The sequence below is a fragment of the Sandarakinorhabdus sp. genome (assembly GCF_031430775.1).
Lineage (GTDB): Bacteria > Pseudomonadota > Alphaproteobacteria > Sphingomonadales > Sphingomonadaceae > Sandarakinorhabdus.
In genome coordinates this window covers 16,061-35,113 of sequence record NZ_JANPCD010000102.1, presented here as the reverse complement: position 1 = coordinate 35,113, position 19,053 = coordinate 16,061, and the positions used below count along the sequence as shown (strand labels likewise).

Genomic DNA, 19,053 nt, shown 5'->3' with positions numbered 1-19,053 from the left:
GCTGGTCAGTCGCTGTGGTTCGGCGCCGCCGGTGGGAGAAACACGATAGAGGTTGCTGTCATAGCCACGGTCCGGGTCAGTGCTGCGGTCCGAGACAAAAACGATGGCCGAGCCGTCCGGCGCCCATGCCGGAAGCGCCTCGTCGAAGTCACCGCTGGTCAGGCGCCTGGCTGTGCCGGAGGCGAAATCATACAGCCAGAGCCGGTGGCGGCGGTTGCCGAGATAGCCCTCGCCATCGGTCTTGATCTGGAAACGATCCACGACGATCGGCTTGGGTTTCTTGTCGTCGTCCTTGGCGTCACTGGCATCGGGATCGGGGTCCATCAGGATCAGGGCCAGCTGCTTGCCATCCGGGGACCAGACATAGTCATCGACCGAACCCTTGACGCCGAGCACCGGCCTGGCCTCGCCGCCGGCGCGGTCCAGCAGCCAGAGTCGCGATTCCTCGGGCTTTTCGCCGCTGCCGCTGCGGCTGGACACAAAGGCGATGCGGGTGCCATCGGGACTGAAGCGCGGCAGGGATTCGCTTTCCTTGTCGCGCGACGTCAACTGGACATGACGGCTGCCGTCCCAGCTTGTCATCCAGACATGGCTGGCGGCCTTGTCGGCGGCGACATCGGTGGCGCGCACTGTGTAGGCGACCCAGTCGCCGCCCGGTGCCAGCGCAGGACTGCCGACGGTGCGGATACGGGCGAGGTCATCGACGCCAAAGGCGTGCCGTGCCGGCGCTTCGGCGGCATAGGCCGAACCGGCCAGCAGCGCACACGTCAGCAGCATGGCCGGCGCGCGCCGGCGCAGCGAAAATCCCTTGGTCATATTTGCCCCTCGTCCCGTGCAGGTCGTCCCGTTCGGATCGGCCCGTTATGCCACGGCGTGCGAACAAGTCGAGGGGCGGTTCGCGTGACGCGCTGCGATTGTCAGCCGAGATTGACGCCCTGCAAAAGCCCGAAAACCTTGAGCAACCAAAGGACCACGGCAATGACGATGACGGCATTGAGGATGGACTTGATGGACCCGGCCATCGGCACATAGGTGTTGATGAGCCAGAGCAGCACGCCAATCACGACAAGCGTGACAATGACATTGATCATGGGTTTGACTCCCGCCGCGGCACATGCGGCAGTGCTGATTATACGCCCTTGGCGTGGCGGCGGACAGCGCAATCACTAGGTAGTCTTGGGTGACGGCTTCGGGCCGGGTCGTTGGTGGAGCAGAGGGGGATCGAACCCCTGACCTCAGCAGTGCGATTGCTGCGCTCTCCCATCTGAGCTACTGCCCCCACGCACGATTTTCCTGCGACGGAAGGCCGCCCGTATAGCGTCTCCGTATCCGGATGCAACGGGCCAGATCAGGATTTTTGCAACTGCCAGGAATGCCGCGCCTGGATGCCCCGCAAGGATTCGAACCTCGATAAACAGAGTCAGAGTCTGCTGTCTTACCGTTAGACGACGGGGCAACGGGCGATGAAGCCGGGCGTTTAGTCGGGCCTCGCCGCTTCGTCAACATCCAGATGGCATACCGGTCCGATTTGTGTTCGCCCGATTTGCGTTCAGACGCCAGCCGCGTTAGCGTCATTTCAGGTTCTGGTCAGACATATGTCGGCCAGTGATACGATTGGGATGACAATGGCGGCTTTTGCCGATGATGCCGGGCCGCAAGGGCCCGGGCGCCGCGTGCAGGCGCCCGGTTCTTCGCCCGGAGTTGCGGGGGCGACCAAGGGGCAGCCGCGCCGCGCCGCGCAAGCGCAGCCCAGGGGCCTGCCCCCTGTCAAACCTGCAGCCCCGGTGAGAGGGCAACCGCCGCCGCGCCGCGGCCGCAGCTATGGTGCACTCGATCTTGGCACCAACAATTGCCGTTTGCTGATCGCCCGGCCCAGTCCCGACGGCTTTACCGTCGTCGACGCCTATTCGCGTGTCGTCCGGCTGGGCGAGGGGTTGCTGGAAATGGGCCGCTTGTCCGAAGCGGCGATGGACCGCACGCTGGCGGCATTGTGTGCCTGTGCCGAAAAGCTGGCGCGCCGCGATGTGCGCCTGACCCGTAATGTCGCCACCGAGGCCTGCCGGCGCGCCGCCAATGGCGCCCAGTTTGTTGAACGGGTGTACGAAAAAACCGGTATCATGCTGGACGTCATCAGCGCTGCCGAAGAAGCGCGGCTGGCTGTGCTGGGCTGCCATATGCTGATCGACGTGGATGGCCCGCCGGCGCTGGTGTTCGATATAGGCGGCGGATCGACCGAATTGATGCTTGTCTCGCCAGCGCGCGGCCATGACGGCCAGCCCGACATCATCGACTGGATCAGCCTGCCATGGGGCGTGGTCAGCCTGGCCGAGACCGAGCCGCAATGGCCGTGCAGCCAGACCCGCGCCCAAGCCTATGACCGCATGCTCGGCCGAGTGATGCCCGACCTGGAACGCTTTGCCGCCCGGCTGGACGCGCGCGGCGTGCGCGAAGTGCAGTTGCTTGGCACATCGGGCACGATCACGACGCTGGCCAGCGTCCAGCTTGGCCTGCCCGGCTATGACCGAAGGCAGGTTGATGGCTGCGCCATTCCAACCGACCCGTTGGCGGGGCTGTGCCTGTCTATCGCGCACCAGAGCGTTGCCGAACGCGGGCGTATCGCCTGTGTCGGCGCCGACCGGGCCGAGCTAATCGTGGCGGGCTGCGCCATTCTCGACACCATATTGCGTCGCTGGCCCGGCGGCCGGGTCAAGGTCGCGGATCGCGGCATCCGGGAGGGTATTTTGCGGACATTGATGGGGCGCGACGGCGTCTGGGCAGCAGGCGTATGACCATCGGCGAAGGACCATCGGGCCGCTCAAGGGGCGGCAAGGTACGCGTCAAGACCGCGCGCAAGCGCTCCACCTCGTCCACGCGCTGGCTGGAACGGCACTTGAACGACCCGTATGTGGCGGCCGCCCGCGCCGCCGGCTACCGCAGCCGCTCGGCCTTCAAGCTCAAGGAACTTGATACCCAGTTCAACCTGCTGGCGGGCATCGACCGGGTTGTCGATCTGGGCGCGGCGCCCGGCGGCTGGTGCCAGGTCGTGCTCGAACACCGGCCCCGCGCGCGCATCGTCGGCATCGACCTGCTGCCCATCGAACCCATTCCCGGCGTCGTGCTGTTCGAAAAGGACATTCTTGATGACGACAGCGAGGCGATGATCAAGGCAGCGTTGGGCGGTCTGGCCGATCTGGTCATGTCCGACATGGCGGCCAATACCGTCGGCCATAAACAGACCGATCATTTGCGCACCATGGGGCTTATCGAGGCCGGGCTGGACATGGCGACGCGGCTGCTGCGGCCCGGCGGCGATTTCGTCGCCAAGGTGCTGGCCGGCGGCGGCGATTCCACGCTGACGTCCGCGCTGAAAAAGGCGTTCGCCACCGTCAAGCATGTCAAGCCGCCCGCCAGCCGCAAGGGGTCGAGCGAATGGTATGTCGTGGCACAGGGGTTCAAGGGGCTTGCACTCGGAAGCCCTGCACCCAGCAGCCTCGCAGACGAACACGCCGAGCCGCCACCTGCATGAATCGTTGCGCCGTGCGGGCTTGGCTGGCAAACATCCCAAATATGTGAATTCAGTCAGAAAGTTTGGCGAGTGGTCCACCAGGTGTTGAAACAGGGCTGCGGGCGATGACCGCACGGCAACCTGCCGAATGGGCGCCGCATGCCGCGACATGGACGGCGTTTCCCAGCGACCCCGATCTGTGGGTCGAGGATCTGGCGCCGGCACAGGCCGAAGTTGCAGCGATGGTGCGTGCCATTGCGCCGGGAGAGATCGTCGAGCTGGTTGTGGCCGGTGCCGAAGCAGATGCAGCGGCGCATGACCAGCTTGGCCCCGAAATCGCCGCCGGGCGCGTGCGGCTGCACCAATTTGCCTTTGGCGACATCTGGTTCCGTGACACGGCGCCGCTGTTCCTGCGTTCGGCGCACGGCGTGGCGGCGGCGGCGTTTCGATTCAACGGCTGGGGCGGCAAGTATCAGCTTCCCGGTGATGACGGTGTGGCAGCTTTTGTGGCTGCTGCTGCTGGCGTGCCGGTCGCGCGCCACGGCTGGGTGCTGGAGGGCGGCGCCATCGATGTCGATGGCACCGGATTGGCCGTGACCACCGAGCAATGCCTGCTCAACCCCAACCGTAATCCGCGTATGGACAGGGCGGAAATCGAATCGCACCTGCGCCGCGATCTCGGCATCGATCGGCTGTTGTGGTTGGGCGAAGGGCTTTTGAACGACCATACCGATGGCCATGTCGACAATCTGGCGCGCTTTGTGGCGCCTGGTGTGCTGGCGTTGCCGGTGCCGTCCGAAGACGACCCCAACCGTGACGTGATGCTCGATGCGCATGATCGCGCCCTGGATTTCGGCCTGGACGTGGTGCCGATACCCTCGCCCGGCCGCGTGCGCCGTGACGGCAAGATCGTGCCGGCCAGCCACATGAATTTCTACATCGCCAATGCTGCCGTGATCGTGCCGACCTATGGCACACCTTCGGATGAAGCGGCGCTGGCGTCGCTGGCGGCGCTGTTCCCCGACCGCGATTGCATCGGCCTGCGCGCCGACCATATCCTGACTGGCGGCGGCAGCTTCCACTGCATCACGCAGCAATTGCCGCTGTAACGGGGCCGGCATGACCCGCACCATCACCAGCAGCACCATCACCTTGGCCGGCCTGCAATTGGCCTTTTCCGGCAACCGCGACGCCGATATTGCCATGACCGCGACCGCCGTGCGCGGCGCTGCGGCAGCCGGGGCCGAATTGATCCTGCCGCCCGAATTGTTCGAAGGCCATTATTTCTGCCGGCACGAGGACGAGGGACTGTTTGCCAATGCCCTGCCGCTGGACAGGCATCCGGCGGTCGCTGCGATGCGCGAAGTGGCGCTTGAGACGAAAACCTTCATACCCACCAGTTTTTTCGAAAAAGATGGGCACCATCATTACAACAGCCTGGCGATGATCGACGATGGCGGCAACGTCATGGGCGTCTATCGCAAGAGCCATATTCCCGATGGGCCGGGCTATGAGGAAAAATTCTATTTCCGCCCTGGCAACACCGGCTTTAGGGTCTGGCCGACGCGCCTGGGCAATATCGGCGTCGGCATCTGCTGGGACCAATGGTATCCTGAAACCGCCCGCGCTCTGATGCTGATGGGCGCCGATGTGCTGCTGTTTCCCACCGCCATCGGAGCCGAGCCGCATGACCCGGGCCTTGATACCCGCCGGCTGTGGCGCCGCGCCATGGTGGGCCATGCCGTGTCCAATGTCGTGCCGGTGCTGGCCTGCAACCGCATCGGCATCGAGGAGGCCGGGACGCCGCACGAGCAGGGTTTTTACGGCACCAGCTTCATCTGCGACCAGCGCGGCGACATCATTTCCGAACTGGACGATGCCACGCCCGGCCATGTCATCGCCACGCTCGATCTGGACCTTGCAGCCCGCCACCGCGCCGCCTTCGGCTTTTTCCGCGACCGCCGGCCCGACCTTTATGGCCGGCTGGCGCAGGATATCTGAGGCTCAGGCCGCGCGCGCGGCCATGACCCGTGCCCAGAACGCCGCGCCGCGCTCGTTGAGCCGGTCGATGTAATCCTCGTCGCGCGCTACGGTCAGGTGCAGCGGCGGCTTGCCCGGCAGCCAGACCCAGAAATCGATGCTGTCATAGCCGGTGACCGCCAGCGTGTGCTGCAATTGCCCGACATAATAACCCGGCACTTCGCCTGATGCCTCGGTCAGTGCATAGACCTTGTCACCACATTTGATTTCCACCAGCCGGCGGGCGACCGTGCAGATGCCGTCAAGGCTGGCGCGCTGCCAGGGCCGGGCCTGCGAGGCCACGCACAGCGCCGCGACATCGATGCCGGTGGCGGTGACATAATGCGCCCGCGCATGGGGCTCCAGCGCATGGCCGCGGCCCATGGCCCCGCCCGCACCTGCTCCGCCGCCAGCACCTGCGCTGCTCCCTGAGGTGCCGCCGCCAGCGACCCAGTTACCGGCCGGCGGCGGAGCGGCTTTTTCGCGGAACAGTCGCTCGGCGCTTTTCCACGGGTTTTCGCCCATCAGCGCCGGCGCCTCGGACGCGCCGATGCCGTCGTGCCGCCAGCGCAGCCATGCGGCGCTGTTCTGCGGCAGGTCGACAGTCTCGAAACTCATGGCCTGAGTGCGATGGCCTGGGCAAACACCGCCTCGAACATGTCGGGCGTGAGGCGCCCGGTGTTGGTGTTGAGCCGGCTGCAATGATAGGAATCGACGACGATCATGCCGGTGTGCAGCCTGTGCACGGCGCCATGGGAAAAGGGATATTTGGGCAGCTTGCAGCCCAACGCCTTGATCGTCGATCGGTGCGCGGTGTCGCCGAGCGCGATGACGACTTGCAGCCCCGGAAGGGCGCGCAGCCGTTCGGTGTGAAAGACGCGGCAGGTCTTGATTTCCGCCGGATCGGGCTTGTTCTGCGGCGGCACGCAGCGCACTGCATTGGTGATGAAGGCGCCGTGCAAGGCCAGGCCATCGTCGATCCTGCCAGCATAGTCGCCGCTGCTCAGGCCGAATTTGCCCAGTGTTTCGAACAACAGTGAACCTGCCCAGTCGCCCGTGAATGCCCGGCCGGTGCGATTGGCGCCCTGGACGCCCGGCGCCAGCCCGGCGATGGCCAGCCAGGCGTCAGGGTCGCCAAAACCTGGGACCGGCGCGTTCCACCAGTCCGGATGATTGCCTGCCAGTTCGGCACGGTGGGCGGCCAGACGCGGGCACAATTGGCAATCCAGCGACGGCTCGGCCGGGCCGGGCCGATAGGCGGCACGCGCGACGGCAATGGCAGAAGGCGGGAGCGCAAGTTCGGGAGAGTCGATTTCCATAGTGCATGCGTGTAGTCGCGTTGCCCTCATGGAAACAACTGTCCTGATCGCGCTTGGCTCGAATCGCCGTCACGGCCGGCATGGTGCGCCCGAGCAGGTCGTTGTCGCGGCGCTGGCGGCGCTGGCTGCGGCCGGCTTGCCGGTGCTGCGCCGCTCGCGCATTCGGCCCACGCCGCCGCTGGGACCGGGCGGGCGGCGGTTTGCCAATGCGGCGGCGATGGTCGTGACCGAAAAGGCGCCATTGGCGGTGCTGGCGATTCTCAAGCAGATCGAGCGGGATTTCGGCCGGCGGCGCGCTCGGCGCTGGGGTGACCGCGTGCTCGATCTGGACATCTTGGGTGCCGGCGAACTTGTTGTGCGCATGCCCGGCCTGCAAATTCCGCATCCGGCGTTGGCTTTTCGGCGCTTCGTGCTGGATCCGCTGGCAGAAATTTCGCCCGATTGGCGGCATCCCGTGTCGCATCTGACAGCAAGGCAGTTGCAAGCGCGGTGCAATCGCCCTAAAGCCCGCCGCCACGGCGATAGCTGATGTGAACGGGTCCATAGCTCAATCGGTAGAGCGCGCGCCTTTTAAGCGCTAGGTCGCGGGTTCAAATCCCGCTGGACCCACCACATCACAGCCAGACGCCTGATCAGCGCGCCGTGTCGGCCACCCCAGACCGCCATTGCCGCAGCATCGCCGCCCATTCGCGCAATGGCCATAGCCACAGCGCACCAAGGTCGAGGTCGGGCACGCCGCTGCTGGCGGCACCCAGCTTGCCGCGCACAGGCCCGGGGTTGATGTATGTGCCAAACATCATGTCCCAGACCGGCATGACATTGGCGAGATTGTGCCCGAAGATCGCCGGGTCATCGACATGATGCCAGCGATGGAAGCGCGGGCTGGCGATGAGCCAGCCGAGCCGGCCATGCGTCCAGTCCAGATCGAAATGCACATAGACATTGTGCAGCATCAGGAACAGCCCCGCACCGGCCGCAGCCGCCGGCGGCAGGCCCATCCAGGCGACGAATATCAGCGCAAAGAACCGCATCACCACCGGTTCGAGGATATGCACCCTGAGCGTCGTGAAGCCGTTCACATCGCTGTCGCTATGGTGGATGGCATGGATCGGCCAGCCAATGCGGCCGTGCATCCAGCGGTGCGCCCAATAGACGGAAAAATCCCCGGCCACCACCGCGACAACCATCAAGGCGGCGGGGTGCCAGCCAGCCCAGATGTCCGCCGGCAGGCGGGGCAGATCGGCCCAGGTCCAGGCAACGATCACGCCAAGATTGATGACAGCGGCAGCCGGTGCGGCGAGAAAATTGGTGACATAGAATGCCAGGCTGATGCCGGCGTTGCGAAGCGTGCTGCGCCCCGGCACCAGCGGCCTTTGCAGCCACAGGGCGCCGGCCACCACGAACCCGGTGCAGAATGCCGCGATCCACAGCACCCGAAATTCGAGCATGCCGCGATACAATTCTAGCAGTTCCAAATCATGCCCCCTTGCCTCGCGCACCATATCAGGCACCAATGCGCCGCGCAAAGCCGGCTGTTCCAAGGGGGAAACGGCCGGGCAGGGGGAACATTCGATGGCGCTTTCGGACTATACGGTTCGCGATTTTACCGACGGGCCCTGGACGCGGCCAGTCTATCGGCGCGGCAGCGGCCCGGCGGTCATCGTCATCCATGAAATACCAGGGCTGCATCCGCAGGTGGTGGAATTCGCCGACCGGCTGGTGGCGGCCGGCATGACGGTGTTCATGCCCAGCTTGTTCGGCACGCCCGGCAAGACCGCGACCAAGGGCTATGCGCTGGTTTCCATGATCAGCAACATCTGCATCCGCCGCGAATTCAATGTCTGGAAGGACGGCAAGTCCAGCCCGATCGTCGAATGGCTGCGGGCGCTGGCCAGGCTGGCGCATGCCGAATGCGGCGGGCCGGGGGTGGGTGCCATCGGCATGTGCTTCACCGGCGGTTTTGCGCTGGCGATGATGACCGAGCCGAGCGTCATCGCGCCGGTTTTGTCCCAGCCGTCGATGCCGGCCATCGGCGGCGGCAAAGGCAGCATCGACGCCAGCCCGGCCGAAATCGCCTGCGCCCGCGCCCGGTTCGAGACCGAGGACCTGACCATGCTCGGCCTGCGCTACAAATCCGACAAGTTGGTGCCCGACGCGCGTTTTGCCCGTTACCAGGCCGAATTCGGCGACCGGTTCGAGGCTGTCGAACTGGACGACGTCGATGCCCGGCAAGGCACCGGCCTGTCGCCGCACAGCGTGTTGACGCTGCATCTGCCGGAATCCGGCCCCGGCAAGGATGCCGAAGTGCGCACCATCGCGTTTTTCCGTGGGCGATTGGGCCTGGGCTGACCCTGTTGCCCCGCCGGTGCGCCGTGATATGATTGCACGCGAAACTGGAGCGGATATGCGCGAGATTGTCCCTGGCTGCTGACCGATAGCCGCGATGCGGCTGACGGTTCACTGCGCCCTGCTGCGTTCGCCGGCCAATAGCCCGGACCCGGCATCGGCGCCCTGCACCTTTTTGCAGAGAGCCAGACGGCATGGATATTTCCCGCGCGCAGCAGCGCGTGCTGCACTTGCTGGCGCAAGGCGGCAGCATCGACCACAAACGCGACGGTGACCGTATCATCGAAGCCAGATGTTTCACCCGTGACGGACATTGCCTCGACGGGATGAGCATGAGCGTATTCGCCAGCCTGAAACGGCGCGGTTACATCGAATCGCGCGGCGGTGCGCCTTACCGCATCTCGCGTCTTGGACTTGCCCGCGTGCGAGCGCAGCTGGACAATCGTTAGCGTCAGGGCGCGGTTCGGCAATCGTTGGACTTGCGTCCCTCCCTCTCTCGCCGAGAGGGGGAGGGACGCATGGGCTTGCGCTCGACGCGCCGCATGCCCAATACGGGGACTGTCGCATTTGTCCGGAGTTTGTTCATGTCTGCTGCCAATATCGCCGCGCTTGCCGCCTCAGTTGCCGCGCTTGCCGCCACGACTGCCGCTGCTGCTCCAGCGCAGGTCGCCCTGCCGGGCGGCACGCGTTACACCGACGGCAAGGTCGGCACCGGCGCCATCGCGCAACCGGGCCAGATGGTGGCGGTGCATTACACCGGCTGGCTTTACGCTGACGGCATGAAGGGCAAGAAGTTCGACAGTTCGGTCGATCGCGGCCAGCCGTTCGTGTTCCAGCTTGGCGTCGGCCAGGTCATCACCGGCTGGGACGAAGGCGTTGCCGGCATGCAGATCGGCGGCAAGCGCACCCTGATCGTGCCGCCCGATGCCGGATATGGCGAACGCGGCGCTGGCGCGGATATTCCGCCGGGTGCCACTTTGATGTTTGATGTCGAGCTGATCGCGGTTCAGTAGCGGCCGGATCGGCGCGCCTGTCTGCGCCTGCGGGCCGCATTGACTTGCCGGTAACGCACGATAAATATTGCATGATAAACGCCAATTGTTGAGCATAGCATCATGTCCGTCGCAGCCCCCGCCGATCTTGCCATCACGCCGCGCAACCTGCGTTTTGGCCGCGAGGAAGTGCGTGGCCGCTGGTGGCTGGGCGGCGACCCGATTGCCACGGCCTGGCACAATGCCTTGTCCGCCAGTTTTCCGCTGGGCGAATCCTTTTTCGTCGAAACCGTGCGGCGGTTCCGGGGGGATGTGCCGGCGCCGCTGGCCGCGCAGATCGACGCGTTCGTCAAACAGGAAGTCAACCATACCCGCGAACATCTGGCTTTCAACCGCCAGGTGACCGGCGCCGGCTATGATACCTCCGAAATCGATACCCGCATCGCCGACAGCCTGGTGCTGGCCCGCACCCAGCATCCTGTCGGGCAGCTGCTGGTGACGGTCAGCCTCGAACATTTCACGGCAATTTTTGCGCATGCCATGCTCGCCAAGGGCGACGCAGCCTTTGCCGGCGCGAGTCAGCAAAGCCGCGCCATGTGGTTGTGGCACGCCATCGAGGAAGTCGAGCACAAGGGCGTGGCGTTCGACACTTACATGCACATCACGCGCGGCCTGAAACCCTGGAAGCGCTGGGCCATCCGCAGCCTGGTGTTCTGGCGGGTGTCGCGCAACTTCGTGACCAAACGCAGCCATGACGCGATGGCCCTGCTGGCGCAGGACGGCATCACCGGCTGGGAGGCGCGTCGCCGCCTGGCCTGGTATCTGGTCGGCACGCCCGGCGTGTTGCGCGAAGTGTTCTGGTTATGGCTCGGTTATTTCAAGCCTGGTTTCCACCCTTGGCATCATGATGATCGCCACCTGATTGCCGACATGGAACAGCAATTGGGCGCGCCGGTTGCCGAGGCTGCAATCGCGGCCTGACCAGCCGTGCCGGCCATGCTATGGCACTGCCATGGCTGATGATCCGCTTCCCGTACTGGTACTGCAGGGCGGCGGCGCTCTTGGCAGCTATCAGGCCGGTGTGTTTGCCGCTCTGGCAGACGGGCGCTTTTGCCCCAAATGGACAGCCGGCATTTCCATCGGCGCCATCAACGCCGCGCTGATTGCCGGCAACCCGCCGGACAGGCGTGTCACGCGGCTGACCGAATTCTGGGACATGGTGACTTCGGGCCTGCCGCAGCTGGTGCCGGCGCTGTCCGATGGTTTCATGCGCGGCTGGCATGAATGGGCGGCTGGCGCCACGGCGACCTTTGGCGCGCCGGGATTTTTCCGGCCGCGCTGGCCGCCGGCGCTGCCCTGGCTGCGGGGGCCTTTGGGCGTCTACGACACGGCGCCGCTGCGCGAGACGCTGCTGCGGTTGGTCGATTGGGACCTGCTCAACAGCGGCGCGGTGCGGCTGTCGGTCGGCGCAGTGAATGTCACCACCGGCAATTTTCGCTATTTCGACACGAAATATCAGCAGCTTGGGCCTGAACACATCATGGCATCGGGCGCGCTGCCGCCGGGCCTGCCGCCGGTGCTGATCGACGGTGAATATTGGTGGGATGGCGGGCTGGTGTCGAACACGCCGCTTGATCATGTGCTGGGCGAGGAACGTCAGTGCGACATGATGATCTTTCAGGTCGATCTGTTCCCGGCGCGCGGGCCGATGCCGCAGACCCAGGACGAAGCGGATGAGCGCGTCGCCGACATTCGTTTTTCCAGCCGCACCCGGCTGGGCACCGACAACGCCGTGCAGCGCAACGCCGAACGCCGGGCGCTGGCACGGCTGGTGTCCAGCCTGCCGCCGGAATTGGCGGCCAGCGAGGATGTTGCATTGCTGGTGTCCGCCGCCCGCCAGAACCGGGTCGGCATCTGCCAGCTTATCTATCGCGACAAGGCCTGGCAGGGCAGTGCCAAGGGCCGCGAATTCAGCCGTTCAACGATGCGGCTGCACTGGGACAGCGGCTTTGTCGATGCCAGCGCAGGATTGGCCCGCGCGCCCTGGCTGGAGCGGCCGTTGCCCGAAGGCGTCACGAGTTTTGATCCGGGAGCGGGAGAGCGCTGAGTTGCGGCTTTGCCGGCTGGGGGATTCGCGCTAGTCTGAAGCGCCAGTCGCAGCCAAAGGCGCCGGGCGGCGGCGCATGATTCGTGTTTCTCGCAGACCTGATCTGAGGGGCTGACCGATGACAGTTGCCGACCATGTCGACCTGCAAAGCTTTATCGCGGGGGTGAAGCGGCGCAATCCGGGCCAGGACGAATTCGTCCAGGCGGTGACCGAGGTTGCCGAGGATATTTTCGACTTCATGGGCGACAAGGTGCAATATCATCAGGCGCAGATCCTGCGCCGCATCGCCGAGCCGGACCGGGTGATCAGTTTCCGCGTCTGCTGGGAGGATGATGCCGGCAATATCCGCGTCCAGCGGGGCTGGCGGGTGCAGAACAACAACGCCATCGGTCCCTACAAGGGCGGATTGCGGTTTCACCCGTCGGTCACTGAAAGCGTGCTCAAGTTCCTTGCGTTCGAACAGACGTTCAAGAACGCCTTGACGGGTCTGCCCATGGGCGGCGGCAAGGGCGGATCGAACTTCAACCCCAAGGGCAAGAGCGTCAATGAAATCATGCGCTTCTGCCAGAGTTTCATGACCGAGCTGTATCGTCATATCGGCGCCGATATCGATGTGCCGGCCGGCGATATCGGTGTTGGCGGCCGCGAGATTGGCTATATGTTCGGCCAGTACAAGCGCATTACCGGCAACTTCACCGGCGTGCTGACCGGCAAGGGGCTGGAATGGGGCGGTAGCCTGATCCGCACTGAGGCGACCGGATATGGCGCCGTCTATTTCCTGCAGGACATGCTGAAAACGCGCGGCCTGGATATTGCCGGCAAGACGGCGGTTATCTCCGGATCCGGCAATGTCGCCACGCACGCGGCCGAAAAAATCATGGCCTTGGGCGGCAAGGTGCTGACGCTGTCCGCTTCCGAGGGTTTCGTGCATGATCCGGACGGCATCACGCAGGACAAGATCGATTGGGTGAAAAGCCACAAGACACACCGGCGCGGCCGCATCAGCGATTATGTGCAGGAGTACAAGGGCGCAACCTTTCATGGCGGCGGCGCCCGGCCCTGGGGTGTGCCGTGCGACTTCGCGCTGCCCTGTGCCACCCAGAACGAACTGAACGGTGCGCAGGCGCGGCTGTTGCTGGACAATGGCTGCATCGCCGTCGCCGAAGGGGCGAACATGCCCACCGATCTGGACGGCGTGCACATCTTCAAGGCGGCACGCATCCTCTATGCACCCGGCAAGGCCAGCAACGCCGGCGGTGTCGCTGTATCCGGCTTGGAGATGAGCCAGAATTCCGCGCGCATGAGCTGGAAGGAGGAAGACCTGCAAGTCATGCTGAAGGACATCATGGCCGGCATCCATGAACGCTGCCTCGAATATGGGCGCGCGGCAGATGGCCATGTCGATTACGTCAAGGGCGCCAACATCGCCGGCTTCAAGAAGGTCGCCGATGCCATGCTGGCCTATGGCGTCGTTTGAAACGCGCCGTGCATACCCATGAAGCATTCGTAAACAATCGCTTGTATTGTGACCGATTGGCAATTAATCGACTTGCAGGGCGTGGGGGCGCCGGGGATTTCCACACCAGCTTGCACTATGCAGGTTTGTATTTTCACGATACATATTTGCCCGAATATCTTCAGAGATCGTCGCTGCTGACGATAGCCGGCGGCCGGGGCAACTCGGTCGCCGGTTTCCGTTTGGGCCAAAGCGCCATATCGAGGGCCGCATGACCAAGGCATCCGACCTGCTAGTCCAGTGTCTTGAGGCCGAGGGGGTCGAATATGTCTTTGGCGTGCCCGGTGAGGAGAATCTCGATTTTCTCGATTCTCTGTCGCGCTCCAGCCAGATCCGGCTGATCCTCACACGCCATGAACAGGGCGCCGGATTCATGGCTGCCACCTATGGCCGCCATACCGGCAAGGCCGGCGTCTGCCTTGCAACGCTGGGGCCGGGCGCCACCAATCTGGTGACGGCGGCGGCCTATGCGACGCTGGGCGGCATGCCGATGCTGATGATTACCGGGCAAAAACCCATCAAGAAATCCAAGCAGGGCCGGTTCCAGATTCTGGACGTTGTCGACATGATGCGCCCGATAACCAAATACACGCACCAGTTTGCCAGCGCCGACAATATCCCGGCCCGCACGCGCGAAGCCTTCCGACTGGCGCAAGAGGAAAAACCCGGCGCAGGCCATCTCGAACTGCCCGAGGATATCGCGCACGACCCGACGGATTCGACGCCGCTGAAACCCAGTTTCGTGCGCCGGCCCTGTGCCGATGTGAAATCCATCGCCGAGGCCGTGCGCGTCATCGAGGCGGCGCGTGCGCCGATATTGGTCATCGGCGCCGGCGCCAACCGGACCATGACCAGCCGCATATTGTGCGCGCTGATCGACAAGACCGGCATTCCGTTCCTGACCACGCAGCTTGGCAAGGGTGTCATCGATGAACGCCACCCGCGCTTTTTGGGCTGCGCGGCGCTTTCGGCCGGGGATTTTGTCCATGCCGCCATCCGCAAGGCTGATGTCATCGTCAACATCGGCCATGATGTCATCGAAAAACCGCCATTTTTCATGTCAGCGGATTGCGCCACGGTCATTCACATGAGCTTTCGTTCTGCCGAGGTGGACCCGGTTTATTTCCCGCAGATCGAGGTTGTCGGCGACATCGCCAATGCCGTCTGGCAGATTTGCGAAGCGATCACGCCGCAGGCGCAATGGGACTTTGCCGGCATGCTTGCCGCGCGGGCTGCCGAGGTGGCGCACCGCGATGCGGCTATCGCTGACATGCGCTGCCCGATCTATCCGCAACATCTGGTCGACCAGGTGCGGGGGGCCATGCCGGACGACGGCATCATCGCGCTCGACAACGGCGTCTATAAAATCTGGTTCGCGCGCAATTATACGGCCTATGGTCCCAACACGGTGCTGCTCGACAATGCGTTGGCGACCATGGGCGCCGGCCTGCCTTCGGCAATGGCATCGGCGATGGTGTATCCGGGCCGCAAGGTCATGGCCATCTGCGGAGATGGCGGGTTCATGATGAACAGCCAAGAGATGGAAACTGCCGTCCGTCTCGGCCTCGACATCACCGTGCTGGTCCTGAACGACAACAGCTACGGCATGATCCGCTGGAAGCAGGCCAACATGGGCTTCGCCGATTGGGGCCTGACCTATGGCAACCCCGACTTCGTCGCCTATGCCCAAAGCTATGGCGCACACGGCCACCGCGTCACCAGCGCCGGGATGCTGCCGGACCTGCTGGCGCATTGCCTGTCCACGCCGGGTGTTCATCTGATCGACTGCCCTGTCGATTATTCCGACAATGATCGCATCCTGAACAATGATATCAAGGCTTTGAGCGCCGCACTTTGACGCGGCGCCATGACTGGTTGACCAGCAGTGTCGGCACTGCGACATCCAGTGCATGCACGAACCGCCTGCTCCCCCCGCGCCGGCCCGTCCGCTTGGCACCGTCTGGCTTGTCGCCAACATGGCGGCGCGGTCCACTGATGAAGGCCGTCTGGCGTCATTGGAAGACGCCCTGACCCAGGCTGGCGCCGTCATCGCCGGACGCAGCGATTTTCCGGCCCAGGCCGCACCCGATGCTGCAATGCTCCGCAAGGCCAGCGTCGATACGTTGGTCCTGATGGGCGGCGACGGCACGATCGGCACCGCCAGCGCGGCGGCGACAGGCTGGGATGGCCAGGTGCTGGCGGTGCCGGGCGGCACCATGAATCTGCTGCCCAAGGCCCTGCACGGCGATGCTGCACCCGAAGCGATTGTTGCGGCGGCAGCCACCGGCACGCTGCGCCATGTGCCAGTGGTGCGCGCCGGCGGTGAAACCAGTTATTGTCGCATCATCATCGGGCCAATGACGCGGTGGGCGCGCGTGCGCGAGAATGCGCGACACGGCCGGCTATGGCGGGTCGTGCAGGCGGTGCGACTGGCGCTGGCGCATGGCTTTGTCGGCGGCGTGCGCGTTGCTGGCCATCCGGGCCGCCACCCCGGCGTGCTGGTCATGCCTGGCGATCAGGGCCTTGAGGCGGCCATTTTTTCCGGCACCGGCCTTGCGGACGCGATGGCCGTTGCGGTCAACTGGTTGCTGACCGACTGGCGGAGCGCCGCCAAGATCAAGGCCTTCACAGCGGACGAACTGATCGTCGGCCGCCGCCGCACCTTGCGCTGCCTTTTCGACGGTGAACTCAAGCGCTTACCGCCGCCGGCGCGTTTCGTGCCGGGGTGGTCGGATCTGCGTTATGTGCGGACATTGCCCATGACCGAGGCAGCCTAGGCGGCCAGTTTGCGTGCCGTCTCGATGAAGCCCGCGATCCGGGCCGGCGTTGCGTCGCGGATGGTGCCGACAGTTTTCATGTGCGTCACCCTCAAGCCGACAAAATCGAGGATCTGGCGGCGCAGCACATTCAGCCAGCCGTTGCGATAGCCCAGCCACAAATACCATGAAGGTGTGTCGGTGGTGATCAGCACGCGCGCTGTGCGGCCCTCGAACAATTTCTTGGGAAAATGCCCGTCGCCTTCATAGGCAAAGGCGATTCCGGGCAGGAACACGCGGTCGATCAGCCCCTTCAGCTTGGCGGGCGCCGCGCCCCACCACATCGGGTGGATAAGGATGAACGTGTCGCACCAGCGCACCGCATCCAGAAACGCGACCAGATCAGGCTCATGCTCCATGCGCTGCTTGTAGCCATGGGCGAGGTTGGGATCGAATTGCATCGCCGACAGCCGCAGCAACCGCACCTCCGCCCCGCGCGTCTGTGCCGTTTCGGCGGCAGCGGCGGCCAGCGCGCTGCACAGCGATGTTCCGTCCGGATGCCCGTCCAGTACCAGCACGCGTGCACTCGGGTTGGTCATGATCGTTGGTCCCCGGCGTTTGGCATGGTGCTTGTACCGCCCGTTGCAGCGACGTTCAACGCCGTGTCCCACCACACGCCTAAGCCCGCCGCCGCAAACGCATCGGCAAACAGCTTCGCGCGCGCCTGGTCCTCGCGATTGTAGGACAGGAAGATGTCGGGCGCAGGGGTCATGCGGATCGGTCCGCCTTTGCCCACAGTGCGTTAATGGATTCCAGATGCTCTTCAAGCGCGGCGTTGTTGCTCATTATCCGCCGAAACCAGAGTTCCATTTGTGCAAGGGTCCAGCCATCATCGCACACCCGCTCAAACGCGGCTTGCGCGTCCCCATGGCGCCCGAAGTGCCGGTAACAAATGGCCTGTTGCAGTCGGATTATGCTGCCGTCTGGATTGAGCATGAGGCTCTCGTCCAGCCAGGCAAGCGCATCTTCCCAACAGCCCAAGCGGATAGCGGTATTGGCCTGCATCGCCATAACGGCCCAAAACATCGGCGATCCAGGCATCAGGCGAACGGCCAGGTTTCCGTGCTTTTGCGCTTCCTTCGTGCGATCGAGCCAGCTGCAGGCAGCAGAATAGCAGAACTGCGCCATGCCATTTCCGGGCATCTTCGCGATGGCGCGCGCCAAGGGCCGGAGCGATTCTTCAAGTTGCCCCGAATAGACCAAAGCAGCTCCAACATAGGTGAGGACGAACGCATCATTCGGCGCTAATTCTAAAGCGCGATCAATATGCCGCCGGATCAGTTTTACCTGAGACGGATCTTCGATGAACGCCAGCAGGTAAAACACGCCTGAGCAATTGGCGAGCGCGGCGTGACCCAGTGCATATTCGGGATCGATCTCAACGGCTCGGCGCCCCTCCTCCAATCCTTTGGCCAAAGATGCCGCGTCGAGATGGCTGGCGTATGATAGGCACCGCATCGCCGATTCCCAGGCAGTCAGATCGCCGGGCTTTTTAAGGACCCGGGCCACTTCCAGGTTCATCACTTGGGTATCGAGACTGCCCGCAACTTCGTGGACCAGATCCTCCTGGAGCTCTGCGAGCTCATCGAGCGGACGATCGAACCGGCCAGTCGACAATACTTCGCCACTCTCCGCCTCGATCAGCTGGGTGGTCACGCGCAGGTTGCTGGCAACGCGGCGCACGTTGCCTTCCAGAAGGTATCGCACGCCCAGCCGCCTGCCCAAAGCAGCGGGGTCTGAAATCGTGGCGCGGCTCAAATTGGCGGTGGCCATGCCGCCAAGGACCCGGACAAAGACGCCTTGTGCCAAAGCCGCTATCAAGTCCTCGACCATCCCCTCGGCAAGTATGTCGTCCTCGGCCAACTGTGAGCGGTTGGTGAAGGGAAGCACTGCAAGCGAAGGCGCCGATCCACGTTCGCCCGTTGGTCTGGGCAGCGGCTCGGCCATCGTGATGGCGATCTCCTCCGGCTCGGCCTCCCGCCCGACATAACGCCGCACATCGTCAAGCAACGCTGCCCACACCTTGTCCCCCGGCTCCCCCGTCCAATGCGACAGGTCTGCGGTCTGGGTCAGTTCAAACATGATCGGGCGTTCGCAGGGCTCGATGGTCACCGGCACCAGCGTCTTGCAGCGGTCGGCGATGGTGGCTTCGGCACGCACCCAGCGCGAGACGACCGAGCGCGGCGACCACAGCACCACCACCGCCTTGGCAGCGCGCAGGGCGGCCTCGGTCACCTCATCATAGGCCTCGCCGGAACGCAGCGCGGTATCCCACCACACGCTCAGGCCAGCTGCCGCGAACGCATCGGCAAACAGCTTGGCTTGGCGCTGGTCCTCGCGGTTGTAGGAGAGGAAGATGTCGGTCAAGTTTGGCCCCGCACTGCGTTGGATAAGCGTTATCCGAACGTCAACGCGGCGTCGATGGGCGCCGTG

At 64.4% G+C, this 19,053-nt stretch carries 21 protein-coding genes and 3 tRNA genes; 14 read left to right on the top strand and 10 right to left on the bottom strand.

Annotated features, from left to right (window positions below; translation table 11 throughout):
- The 4 genes from RMQ73_RS06280 to RMQ73_RS06265 form a co-directional block, all read right to left on the bottom strand.
- Nucleotides 1-816 (bottom strand): TolB family protein (locus tag RMQ73_RS06280; RefSeq protein WP_409049840.1); only part of this gene is annotated, 816 nt, incomplete at its 3' end.
- A gap of 101 nt (nt 817-917) precedes the next feature.
- Complete coding sequence (locus tag RMQ73_RS06275) at nt 918-1,091, bottom strand: Thivi_2564 family membrane protein (protein ID WP_310497226.1); 174 nt, start codon at nt 1,089-1,091, stop codon at nt 918-920.
- 112 nt (nt 1,092-1,203) lie between these two features.
- Nucleotides 1,204-1,279: transfer RNA gene (locus RMQ73_RS06270), tRNA-Ala, on the bottom strand.
- Nucleotides 1,280-1,382: 103 nt separating this feature from the next.
- Nucleotides 1,383-1,456 (bottom strand) — tRNA-Gln (locus tag RMQ73_RS06265).
- A gap of 328 nt (nt 1,457-1,784) precedes the next feature.
- On the opposite strand from RMQ73_RS06265, the gene RMQ73_RS06260 reads away from it, so the two are divergent.
- The 4 genes from RMQ73_RS06260 (at nt 1,785) to RMQ73_RS06245 (ending at nt 5,506) form a co-directional block, all read left to right on the top strand.
- The gene (locus RMQ73_RS06260; protein WP_310497225.1) at nt 1,785-2,789 is read left to right on the top strand and encodes a Ppx/GppA phosphatase family protein; all 1,005 of its coding nucleotides are present in this window, start codon (nt 1,785-1,787) and stop codon (nt 2,787-2,789) included.
- On the top strand, nt 2,786-3,526 hold the full coding sequence (locus tag RMQ73_RS06255; protein ID WP_310497224.1) for an RlmE family RNA methyltransferase: 741 nt from the start codon (nt 2,786-2,788) through the stop codon (nt 3,524-3,526). Before RMQ73_RS06260 ends, RMQ73_RS06255 begins: the two co-directional genes overlap by 4 nt.
- A gap of 104 nt (nt 3,527-3,630) precedes the next feature.
- The gene (locus RMQ73_RS06250) at nt 3,631-4,614 is read left to right on the top strand and encodes an agmatine deiminase family protein (protein WP_310497223.1); all 984 of its coding nucleotides are present in this window, start codon (nt 3,631-3,633) and stop codon (nt 4,612-4,614) included.
- 10 nt (nt 4,615-4,624) lie between these two features.
- Complete coding sequence (locus RMQ73_RS06245) at nt 4,625-5,506, top strand: nitrilase-related carbon-nitrogen hydrolase (RefSeq protein ID WP_310497222.1); 882 nt, start codon at nt 4,625-4,627, stop codon at nt 5,504-5,506.
- A gap of 3 nt (nt 5,507-5,509) precedes the next feature.
- Here the strand turns inward: RMQ73_RS06245 and RMQ73_RS06240 are convergent, their stop codons facing one another.
- Together RMQ73_RS06240 and RMQ73_RS06235 are read right to left on the bottom strand one after the other, a co-directional pair.
- Nucleotides 5,510-6,142: a lambda-exonuclease family protein gene (locus RMQ73_RS06240; RefSeq protein ID WP_310497221.1), complete on the bottom strand. Its 633-nt coding sequence runs from the start codon at nt 6,140-6,142 to the stop codon at nt 5,510-5,512.
- Nucleotides 6,139-6,843 (bottom strand): uracil-DNA glycosylase, encoded by a 705-nt coding sequence (locus RMQ73_RS06235; protein WP_310497220.1) that lies wholly within the window; start codon nt 6,841-6,843, stop codon nt 6,139-6,141. The genes RMQ73_RS06240 and RMQ73_RS06235 overlap by 4 nt, the downstream gene beginning before the upstream one ends.
- Nucleotides 6,844-6,871: 28 nt before the next feature.
- On the opposite strand from RMQ73_RS06235, the gene folK reads away from it, so the two are divergent.
- Entirely contained in the window at nt 6,872-7,372 is a 501-nt protein-coding gene (gene folK / locus RMQ73_RS06230; RefSeq protein ID WP_310497219.1) for a 2-amino-4-hydroxy-6-hydroxymethyldihydropteridine diphosphokinase, read from the top strand.
- Nucleotides 7,373-7,379: 7 nt separating this feature from the next.
- Nucleotides 7,380-7,455, top strand: a tRNA-Lys gene (locus tag RMQ73_RS06225).
- 20 nt (nt 7,456-7,475) lie between these two features.
- Here RMQ73_RS06225 and RMQ73_RS06220 read toward each other — a convergent pair.
- Nucleotides 7,476-8,318 carry a sterol desaturase family protein gene (locus tag RMQ73_RS06220; protein ID WP_310497218.1) on the bottom strand — a complete coding sequence of 281 codons (843 nt, stop codon included), beginning with the start codon at nt 8,316-8,318 and terminating at the stop codon, nt 7,476-7,478.
- A 97-nt stretch (nt 8,319-8,415) separates the two neighbouring features.
- Here RMQ73_RS06220 and RMQ73_RS06215 point away from each other — a divergent pair, with 97 nt between their 5' ends.
- The 8 genes from RMQ73_RS06215 to RMQ73_RS06180 all read left to right on the top strand — a co-directional run bounded on the left by RMQ73_RS06215 (nt 8,416) and on the right by RMQ73_RS06180 (nt 16,581).
- Nucleotides 8,416-9,192, top strand: a complete 777-nt coding sequence (locus RMQ73_RS06215; RefSeq protein ID WP_310497217.1) for a dienelactone hydrolase family protein — start codon at nt 8,416-8,418, stop codon at nt 9,190-9,192.
- 191 nt (nt 9,193-9,383) lie between these two features.
- The gene (locus tag RMQ73_RS06210; protein ID WP_310497216.1) at nt 9,384-9,638 is read left to right on the top strand and encodes a YjhX family toxin; all 255 of its coding nucleotides are present in this window, start codon (nt 9,384-9,386) and stop codon (nt 9,636-9,638) included.
- 135 nt (nt 9,639-9,773) lie between these two features.
- Nucleotides 9,774-10,202 (top strand): FKBP-type peptidyl-prolyl cis-trans isomerase, encoded by a 429-nt coding sequence (locus RMQ73_RS06205; RefSeq protein ID WP_310497215.1) that lies wholly within the window; start codon nt 9,774-9,776, stop codon nt 10,200-10,202.
- A gap of 102 nt (nt 10,203-10,304) precedes the next feature.
- On the top strand, nt 10,305-11,162 hold the full coding sequence (locus RMQ73_RS06200) for a metal-dependent hydrolase (protein WP_310497214.1): 858 nt from the start codon (nt 10,305-10,307) through the stop codon (nt 11,160-11,162).
- Between the two features lie 31 nt (nt 11,163-11,193).
- Complete coding sequence (locus RMQ73_RS06195; protein ID WP_310497213.1) at nt 11,194-12,288, top strand: patatin-like phospholipase family protein; 1,095 nt, start codon at nt 11,194-11,196, stop codon at nt 12,286-12,288.
- A gap of 118 nt (nt 12,289-12,406) precedes the next feature.
- The gene (gene gdhA, locus RMQ73_RS06190) at nt 12,407-13,765 is read left to right on the top strand and encodes an NADP-specific glutamate dehydrogenase (RefSeq protein WP_310497212.1); all 1,359 of its coding nucleotides are present in this window, start codon (nt 12,407-12,409) and stop codon (nt 13,763-13,765) included.
- Nucleotides 13,766-14,015: 250 nt separating this feature from the next.
- Nucleotides 14,016-15,662, top strand: a complete 1,647-nt coding sequence (locus RMQ73_RS06185; RefSeq protein ID WP_310497211.1) for an acetolactate synthase large subunit — start codon at nt 14,016-14,018, stop codon at nt 15,660-15,662.
- A 52-nt stretch (nt 15,663-15,714) separates the two neighbouring features.
- Complete coding sequence (locus RMQ73_RS06180) at nt 15,715-16,581, top strand: diacylglycerol kinase family protein (RefSeq protein WP_310497210.1); 867 nt, start codon at nt 15,715-15,717, stop codon at nt 16,579-16,581.
- On the opposite strand, the gene RMQ73_RS06175 is transcribed toward RMQ73_RS06180, so the two are convergent.
- Genes RMQ73_RS06175 through RMQ73_RS06165 form a run of 3 tightly spaced genes read right to left on the bottom strand, consistent with a single transcriptional unit; the run spans nt 16,578 to nt 18,987 of the window.
- Nucleotides 16,578-17,159: an NAD(P)H-dependent oxidoreductase gene (locus RMQ73_RS06175; protein WP_310497209.1), complete on the bottom strand. Its 582-nt coding sequence runs from the start codon at nt 17,157-17,159 to the stop codon at nt 16,578-16,580. The two genes, RMQ73_RS06180 and RMQ73_RS06175, sit on opposite strands and share 4 nt — an antisense overlap.
- Entirely contained in the window at nt 17,156-17,332 is a 177-nt protein-coding gene (locus tag RMQ73_RS06170; protein ID WP_310497208.1) for a hypothetical protein, read from the bottom strand. The genes RMQ73_RS06175 and RMQ73_RS06170 overlap by 4 nt, the downstream gene beginning before the upstream one ends.
- Nucleotides 17,329-18,987 carry a TIR domain-containing protein gene (locus RMQ73_RS06165; RefSeq protein ID WP_310497207.1) on the bottom strand — a complete coding sequence of 553 codons (1,659 nt, stop codon included), beginning with the start codon at nt 18,985-18,987 and terminating at the stop codon, nt 17,329-17,331. Before RMQ73_RS06165 ends, RMQ73_RS06170 begins: the two co-directional genes overlap by 4 nt.
- Nucleotides 18,988-19,053 lie beyond the last annotated feature (66 nt).